General features: G+C 63.6%; 1 pseudogene. It reads left to right on the top strand.

Features of this window, described 5'->3' with window-relative positions:
• Nucleotides 1–231 (top strand): annotated as a pseudogene (locus tag ACV22V_RS32735) (transposase); the annotation flags it as partial.

Here is a 231-nt window from a genome sequence, read left to right as displayed (position 1 = left end):
AGATCGACTTCTCCCATGTGGTCTTCGACTCGTCGTCGATTCGCGCAGTTGGGGCAGGCCAAAAACTGGGCCAAACCCTACCGATCGCGCGCGACCCGGTTCCAAGCACCACATCGTCACCGACGCCAACGGTACGCCGCTCGCCGCGATCCTGACCGGCGCGAACGTCAACGACGTCACGCAATTGCTGCCGCTGATCGACGCGATTCCGCCGATCCGCGGATTGCGTGG

Source organism: Burkholderia sp. AW33-5 (assembly GCF_053427615.1).
Note: the sequence above shows the minus strand (reverse complement) of the source record. Positions and strands in the feature narration are given on the sequence as shown.